At 66.1% G+C, this 8110-nt stretch carries 5 protein-coding genes and 1 pseudogene; 4 read left to right on the top strand and 2 right to left on the bottom strand.

Translation table 11 applies throughout. The features are described from left to right. Positions 1–642: 642 nt before the first annotated feature. On the top strand, positions 643–2190 hold the full coding sequence (locus ACFWFI_RS38170) for a helix-turn-helix domain-containing protein (protein WP_387399676.1): 1548 nt from the start codon (positions 643–645) through the stop codon (positions 2188–2190). Continuing rightward, on the top strand, positions 2190–2765 hold the full coding sequence (locus ACFWFI_RS38165) for a transcriptional regulator (RefSeq protein ID WP_387399674.1): 576 nt from the start codon (positions 2190–2192) through the stop codon (positions 2763–2765). The genes ACFWFI_RS38170 and ACFWFI_RS38165 overlap by 1 nt, the downstream gene beginning before the upstream one ends. Positions 2766–3128: 363 nt before the next feature. Here ACFWFI_RS38165 and ACFWFI_RS38160 read toward each other — a convergent pair. Beyond that, positions 3129–3218, bottom strand: a pseudogene (locus ACFWFI_RS38160) (IS5/IS1182 family transposase); the annotation flags it as partial. 149 nt (positions 3219–3367) lie between these two features. Here ACFWFI_RS38160 and ACFWFI_RS38155 point away from each other — a divergent pair. Then, on the top strand, positions 3368–4156 hold the full coding sequence (locus ACFWFI_RS38155; RefSeq protein WP_387399671.1) for a class I SAM-dependent methyltransferase: 789 nt from the start codon (positions 3368–3370) through the stop codon (positions 4154–4156). Between the two features lie 229 nt (positions 4157–4385). Here ACFWFI_RS38155 and ACFWFI_RS38150 read toward each other — a convergent pair whose 3' ends face one another. Continuing rightward, positions 4386–4700 (bottom strand): glycosyltransferase, encoded by a 315-nt coding sequence (locus tag ACFWFI_RS38150; protein ID WP_387399669.1) that lies wholly within the window; start codon positions 4698–4700, stop codon positions 4386–4388. A 1388-nt stretch (positions 4701–6088) separates the two neighbouring features. On the opposite strand from ACFWFI_RS38150, the gene ACFWFI_RS38145 reads away from it, so the two are divergent. Further along, positions 6089–7465, top strand: coding sequence for a tetratricopeptide repeat protein (locus tag ACFWFI_RS38145; RefSeq protein WP_387399667.1), 1377 nt, complete (start codon positions 6089–6091; stop codon positions 7463–7465). Positions 7466–8110 lie beyond the last annotated feature (645 nt).

Raw genomic sequence — 8110 nt, 5'->3', positions numbered from 1 at the left:
CCCTTGCACCCCTTGCTCGCCCGGCCGGGCCCGTATGGCAGAAGGCCTCCGGCTGTACAGGTTCCCGGGTGGAATCGCGGGGACGGCTCCGGGTGCCCACAGTGTGGTCTCTCGGCAGACGAGCGGAAGGGAGCAACCCCCCGGGGTCTGTGACTCGTCCGGGGGTTCCCGGGACAACAGCCCGCGCTGCTCGTCAGGCTGACGACCATGACGACGCAACCTTCCCAAGAGTTCGTAACCCTGCTCGGCGGTCCACTCGACGGACGGTGCATCGACGTGACTGGGTGGACCGACTCGGACCGGGGAACCGGCGTCGCGCCCCGGACTGACCTCGGCGCCTACGGGCCGGGCGGCCGAGCCATGTACGGGCCCGCAGCCAATGACCCATGGCCATTCTCGACGGACCGGTGGGTATGGGAAGGCGACTGCCCATAGGTCGCGACCCGTCCTTCATGACAAAGCGGCGCGCTACGCATGTTCCGCCTTGCACCTCATGGAACCCGTCACCATCAATCGCCCACTCTCGCTTGGCCAACTGCCCTCGCTGCAGCAGCCATGCCCATATCAGGCGCCCTCCGTCGTCACACTGTTCTGATGTCCAATAGTTGCCCAATAGTCGTCCAATCACTGTAGGGTAAGGGTATGAGTGAAGGATTGAGCGGCGTGGAAGCCCTGCTGGAGGAAGCTCGCCTGACGGCATCCATGCCGTCCCCTGCCGAACGTCGGCGTCTGCGCGAGGCGGCCAGCCTCTCGCGCGCCCAAGTCGCTGCAGCTGTGGGCGTCGGACGCTCAACCATCGCGAACTGGGAGGAAGGGACGTCCGATCCGCAGCCGCCTGCTCGCCTGGAGTACCTGCGCCTGCTGAAGGGGCTCGGCGAGATCTATCCGGCCCAGATCGCTGCCGCTGCGGGGACCCCGCCAGAGCCGACGCCGGCTGCCTTCGTCCCCGCCCCTGAAACGCTGCGGGGCAACGACGGGCTGGCCGTGCATGGCCCGCCCGGCCCCTGCCTTCGCTGCGGCGTCGTCACCACTTACCAGTCCACCGATGGCCGCCCTTTGCACGTTGGTGGCTTCTGCCAGCCCACCACCCAAGCCGCCGGCTCCCCCACGCCCACCGTCGCAGAACCGGTTTCCCCTCCTCCAGCCCCGGTCTCGCCGACACCGGTGCCCATGGCGGCACGGCCGGAGCGCCGTGCTCGCTCTGCCGCCCGCGCCCAGGAGGAGACCACCGGTCTCATCAGCCGCGCCGTGCACGAAGAGTTGGAGCGCGCCGGCGGAGACGTGGATGTGGCGCTGAAGGCCCTGATCAAGCGTGCGATCCCTGACGTGATGGCGCTGTTCGGCGAGACTCGCGCGACCGGCCGCTACGACTACACGGCATATCCGGCGCTGCCCGACATCCTGAAGAAGCCGTCGAAGAAGGACCCGGATCAGATCTGGGAGGCAAGGCCGCGCTTCCACCACCCCGACTACTCACTCCGGGCGCCCGGCGACATCAAGGTCACAGCCCTCGATGTGAATGCCGCTTATCTGTCCGCGCTCAAGTGCTGGCTGCCGATCGGCAAGCTGGAGCACAGCACCGGAAGTGCTGGTGTCGAGCCCAAGCGGTCCGGGGTGCACCTGATCACTCCGGCGCCGTGGGAGCACCCGCATCTGCCGGACCCGATCGGTGACCGTGACGAGCCCGGCGCCCTGTGGGTCACCAACGCCACGCTCCGCCTCTTGCAGCGCCTCTCGGGTCCGAAGTACGGGCTGATCGATGCGCCGGTCATCCATGAGTCGTGGACGTCCGGCGCGACGGAGAACTTCCTCGACGCCCTGCGCAAGACCCTCACCGCCGCACGGGAGACCGCCCTCGTCGAAGACGACAGTCTCACCCTGGAGTACATCAAGGCCATGTACTCCAAGTTCATCTCGACCATGGGCGAGTCGATCCACAACCGCGAGATGGTGCGGCCTGACTGGATGCACATCATCCACAGCCAGGCCTACGCCAACCTCTGGGGCAAAGCCTACAAAGCCCACCAGGCCGGCCTGGAGATCATCAGCATGATGGGCACCGACGAACTCCACGTCACGGGCGACTGGCGCCAGGTCTTCCCCGAAGGCCGCGGCGTCTCCCAGATGAAGATCAAGCACAGTGAGGCCAAGGCCTCCGGCGAGTACACCATCGGCAAGGCTGCCCGCTGATGGCCGGCCGCTGGCAAGACCTCGGCATGTTCAACGCCCACGGAGTCCCAGGTGCCGAGGCCCTCGGTGCGGCCATCGAGCACATGGTCACCGGTATCGCCTCCCCCGTGGACAGCGACCGCGGCCTCGCCGCCCGCCTGCGCTACCTCACCAAGACCGATGCCGGATACGAAGCCATGGACCGCGCCGGCATCCACGTCTCCCCCCGCACCCTCATCGCCTGGCTCGCCGATGAACGCACCCCCAACAAGGCCAACCGAACCCGTCTGGACACCGCCTACTGGGACATGCGCCGCCGCAACGTGGCAACCGACCTCAAGCACCGTCTCAACAACGACGGCCGCGGCACCCGCGTGGAGATCAACCCCGTCGACCAGTCCCGCGTCGACCGCAAGCACCAGCGCGACGTGACCAGCCGCAGCATCAACGTCCGTGGCGTATGGGACCGCGCCGTCGACGCCTGGCTCGACGAAGACCTCCAGGAACTCGACGCCATCTGGGACGAGATCATCCAGGACATCGGCTCCGAATACGACATGTACGCCAACGTGTCCTCCATCGGCTGGGCCGCCTGACAACTGCACCCGCGCCGCTGGCTGCCGCAAATGGAATGCGCCTCCGAGCAACAGCAAGCGCGCCGGTCGGCGTAGGAGCCCCCGGTGTCGCCGCCTGGTTCAAACGGGACGCGTCACCCTCCGCCACGTCCTCACGGCGACATACCCTGGTCCGGTCAGGGGACGACAATTCCAAGCCGTCATCACTGCTGGAATCCCGCAGGGCCACGGGGCACGCCCGTGCGCCTTGCCGCCGCCCCGGACGATCTGGCCCGTGTCCTGCGCGCCATGAAGCACGCCGCGGCGGCCCCCCGCAGATACAGGGGTACCCGCGCCCTGAGCTTGGTGTCGCTGCGCTTACTGTTCCTTGATCGGCTCAGCGCACTGCTTGCAGCCCGGGTGCCTGAACCGGCGTTCCCTGCGAGGCAGCAGTGGCTCGAGCCGCTCCCACAGGCCATCCGACACAATCCACGGCGAAGCCCCCATGCCCGGTCAACGCTGAACTCCTCACGCGGACACGGTCACTTGGACCGATGTACGTCGGCGAGTTCGATGCGGCTTTCCGGGCCTGCGCCGGAGGGCCCGGCAAGGCCGGATAGGCGGTATGCCTACCAATACGGGCGGTGCTCGCCAACGCAGCACACGACGCGCTTCTCCACTCGATACTTGAGCCAGCGCGGCACTACGCGATGACGGAGGATCAAGTGAACAACCGGGACGTGGTCAAGAGCTGGACCCACTACGGACAGGTGCAGCTCGACCGGGGCTACATGCCGCCCGTTCCAGAACAACTCCGGTGGTGCTTCTGGGACGGAGTGGGCCCCGGTGACGAAGTCCTCGGGCCACTTCAAGGGCGGCGAGTGCTCGATATCGGCTCCGGTCCTGGCCATCACGGCGTCCACCTCGCTCGCACCCACGGCGCCTTCGTAGACGCTGTCGAGTTGTCTCCCACCCAACACCAGCGCGCCGTAGGTCACTTCGCCAACGAACCTCACGTGCGCTTCGTGAACCGCGACGTTGTCGACCACCTCCGCCACGAGCACGGCTATGACGTCGCGTACGCAATCAACACCCTCGCCTGCACGGACCCCCGGCCGGTCCTGGCCGCCCTGCGGGATGGACTCCTAGACGGCGCCCGGCTCGTGTTCTGCGCCCTCCACACCGGTCAGGATGCCGAGGTGCCCTCTGCGACGGTGGACTCACGGCTGGCAACCATCCACCTTAAGGACCAGAAGCCCATTCCGGTTCGTATGTGGGTACTCGCGCCAGAGCTCTGGACCCAGCTACTCATCGATCACGATTTCACCGTGGCCGCCATCAGCCTTCTGCGCGCGCCAGATGACGACAACCCCGTAGTCGTGCAACTGGTCCAGGCGCGCCGGAACCCCCGCGGTGTCACGGCCAACCGTTGATGCAACAAGTGGTGAGAGGTACGAACGCCGCCGTGTCGGTGCACCGCCCCTGCGGCGGTTTCGATCCGGCGTCAGCAATGAGTTGCAATATCTTGCTTGCGCGCAGCCACTCGTCGGCCAGCTGGGTGGCAAATCCTTGCGCAGCCCCGCTGGCACGAGCGGTGGTGTGCTGTGGGCCGGTGAGCGGCAGCCGCCATGCGCTGCCGCACTCCGGCGGGCTGGGCGGTTGTCAGATGGAGACGACCGCCCCGACGCGTATCCAGCCCCGTCCGTCTGCTGCCGCGTCGGTAGCGACGAGCACGTAGCCGTACTCGTTGTAGGACGCGCCCTCGCATGTCGATGCGCCGACGATGTCGCCGACGTATTTGGTCTTGACGACGACGCTGTTCGGACTGGGGTTCTCGTATACCCCGGCGGTCGGCCACACGACCTTGTACTGGCAACCAGCCTGGGCTGCGGCGCCAGCACTCGGGCCGGTGACGAGCACCCCGGAGAAGCCGAGCACGGTGGCCAGGACAGCGATGGCGAGACGGGTGATGCGCATGATCGGTGGCGCCTCTCGAGAGTCGACGATCTGTCAGGCACATGATGATAGGCCAGGTTGGTATACGGCCTTCACGGCTGATGGAAGCACAAGAGCCATCTCGATTGAGATGAGTGCGTTCAGCACCCGCCTCACCCAGACGATCCTCAGTGCGCGACATCCGATGACAGTACGCTTCCCAAAGCGGCACAGAGATCGTATTTCTCTCAAACAGCCCATAAGTTGAACCGCAGAATGGGCCCACTGACAGCCGATCGCGAAGCGACGGGTGTGACTGGACCTTGAGCGACTTCACAGGCCGCCAGGAGGGCACACAGGCGTTTTCCGTCTTCGAAATGGGAGCAAGTTGGGCCCGCCGGGTGAACGCTACGACTGCTCTGCCGAATTTGTCGCCAGGCGATGCTCAGTCCACTCACCAAATTCTGCGCCTGTGCGGTGGGCCAGCTGAGGACCGATGACGTCCGGCAAGGAGGGCGCCTAGCAGGCTGTGGTTCGCTCAGCGCCCGCTTCATCCCGAACGAAGCCTCGCAGCACGGTCTGGAGCAAGGCGGAAGTTCGTCGAGATCGACACGGTGGGCTCTGTCCGCCCTGATGGGGTTGCTGCTCGCCACACCGTTGCGGATCTGGTCATCGGAATCCTGCCGCAGGCAGTCGGAGCAGACCTCCCCCACGCGTTCAGGACGGGCGGGGACGCCGGCTTCGGTGTCCTCACACTCACCACCGCGGTCTGGGGAGTCGTAGAGGCTGGCACGCGCACTTACCCAAGGCATGAGGCTCGCGAGGTGCATGACGGGTTCCTCGGCCAGTTGAGCCGGGGAACCCGTCATCACTCGTTCTTCTCAGCGATTTGTGGCCCGTACTCAGCTGCCTTCTGTTGCTCGGCGCGGGTGGTGGCCAAGCAGGTAAGCCTCGGTTCCGGTCTCTACGGTGTTGCCGCTGAAGGTAAGCCGGTCCACGATGGCCCCGCAGGTCGGGGTTGGCGAAGGTCAGCCTCGACGAGTTCACTGAGACGAGCTTGGGTGCGATGGGTGCAACCCAAGTGCCGCCATCGCCGCCTTAGTGCTCAGGGCGAACACCGGGTTCACCGCCAAACTGCACCTTGCGGTCGAGCAGGAGCAAAGCCCATATCGATCGTGATCACCTTGGGGACGTACCAGAGGCTCAGGCGCCATGTCCTGGAAGATCTCCCACAGCCCGTCAGCACCAGGCGTACAACTATGTCCATGCCCAGAACAACGAGCGATTGCCAATCAAGACGCGTTCTTGGCGCGTTAGTTGGACCAGGCTGAGTTGGCTTGTTGAGCGCGACGGTCGGTCCCCCGCGTCCCGGTTGAATGTCTGGCTGCTGAACTTCGGTGAGTGTCAGTGGTCGCCCGTACGCTCAGACTGTGGAAGTTGATGATCTTGAGTGGCAGGCACGCCACAACGGCGGCGTCCCGCCAAGGCTGGTCAACCTTTTGCTGGAGCAAGGACAGCTGGAGCTGCTGATTCGAGTGGCAGCCGAGCGTGGGGAGTGGTTCTGCGCCGAGGCGGCAGCGCGCGAGCTGTGCAGGGCCGGCGAGTTCAAGCGGGCTCTGGCCGTGATGGAGCCGTTTGTCGAGGTCGGCTGGAGGCTGGCGCGCTGGGCGAGCGCCGACATCCTGCTACAGGAGGGGCGGGCGCAGGAGGCACTGGACCTGGTCCGCCCGGACGACGTGACGCAAGAGCCAGAGAATGTGTGCCGGAACTTCGCTGAACTGCTGGTCAAGGCTGGGCAGGTGGATGAGGCGATCGCCGTCCTCGCACCGCGCCTAGACCGGGCGTGGCTGCTGTCCGCCCTGGTCGAGCTGACCGAGGGACAGGACCGCGACGAGCGAATACTGGAACTGATCGCGCCGAAAGCCCAACAGGCCGGCAGCGCCCGCGCCGAGGGCCGATGGAGCTTCGACGCCAGCAATGCGCAGGAACTTCAGGCCCAGGTCCTGGAACGTGCCGGTCGCGTCGACGAAGCTGTCCAGGTGCTCGGAGCAGACATAGCCGCCGGACGCTTCTTGACCCAGAACACTCTCGTCGCCTATGCCGAACTCCTCCAGCGCCATGGGCGCATCGAGGACTTGCGTGCACTGGGCACTGGAGAGCATGCACACACCGCTCTCCCCCACTACGCCAAAGCCCTCGAAGACCGCGGACAGGCCGAGGAGGCCGAAGCTGTCCTGCGGCAGTTCATCGACTCCGCCGAGTATCCGGACCGCGTGCGCTGGCCCCTGATCGACCTATTGAGCCGCCAGGGCCGAATCGACGAGGCCGTGGAGGTGGGACGCCCCACGTTCGACTACCACGATGCCTGCCTCCTCGAAAGCATCATCCACCTCCTGTTCGAAACCGGACGCCTTGACGACGCCATGGCAATTCTCGACGAGCGCGACGCCGAGTTCATCGAAGAGCACCCGTCCTGGTTCCACACGAACCGGCTGTGGCTGCTGGGTGAGGCTGGCCGGCACGAGGAGGCTCTCGCCTATGCCGCGACTCTGCCATCGGACCTGTACGGACTGACGGCCAGTATTGCCTGGCTCCTGGAGCAGTCGGGACACGTCGAAGAGGCCCTCGCCCTGCTCCGCTCCCCCGCCGACGTGCCAACGTGGGAGGTGGCCGAGCTCCTTATCAAGCAAGGACGCGCGGCCGAAGCGATCACCAACATGCCATCCATCTCCGAACTCCATGCGGCCAGCCGACGCCGTGACGCCGCCACCCGAGCTACTCGCGGCCCCAACGACCCTCCCTTCTAGAAGGCACGTCGAGTTGCCATCGGCGCACAGGTCGCCTCAGCTCCGGGCCGAGCCCGTCCCTCCGGCGATCAGATGCCGCTCCGGGCTTTAGCCCGAACCTCGAGGCCCTTGCCCGCTTGATCCGGGACAAGGCCCATCCGCCGCGTCCCAATTCTCATCGGCACACAGGCTGTCATTGGCGGCCACAATCCTGCCGATTTCAAGGACAGGTACTTGATCGGCGTCTACGCCGGGCGAGTCCGAGAAGCCCAAATCCTCTACTTCACCGACGACGTCCCGGCTTCGAGGGCTGGCCGCTGCGGGTGGCGGCCTTCCACTCCACTCTGCCGATGCTCTCCCCCGACACAGCCCGTACGACGGAAGCTACTGCTTCGAGAGCAAGCTGGTCCTCCTCGACTTCGCGTCGGAGAGGCACCGATACCTCTTCGCGGACGCCTGGCGGCGGGCGGTCCGCTCTGGGAGGTATCACGCCGTGATAGCCCAGTAGCCGACTGCGGCTCGCGTGTGCCTGCCCGCTCCCTGCGCCATGGTGTTCTTTGTCGGACACGGCTCAGGCCCCCGGTCGCGTCTCGACCTGGGAGGGCCACGGCCTTCGGTCGGTCGGCAAGCAGAAGGCTTTCCGGGTGCCATCAGGGATTCTGGCGC

The sequence above is a fragment of the Streptomyces sp. NPDC060209 genome (assembly GCF_042728155.1).
Taxonomy (GTDB): Bacteria; Actinomycetota; Actinomycetes; order Streptomycetales; family Streptomycetaceae; genus Streptomyces.
This window is presented reverse-complemented; position numbering and strand designations above follow the sequence as displayed.

Bases quoted from the DNA above. Each gene is read 5' to 3' on its own strand.
- ACFWFI_RS38150 (WP_387399669.1), bottom strand. From the start codon at position 4,700: ATGCGCATCACCCGTCTCGCCATCGCTGTCCTGGCCACCGTGCTCGGC.
- ACFWFI_RS38170 (WP_387399676.1), top strand. From the start codon at position 643: ATGAGTGAAGGATTGAGCGGCGTGGAAGCCCTGCTGGAGGAAGCTCGC.
- ACFWFI_RS38165 (WP_387399674.1), top strand. From the start codon at position 2,190: ATGGCCGGCCGCTGGCAAGACCTCGGCATGTTCAACGCCCACGGAGTC.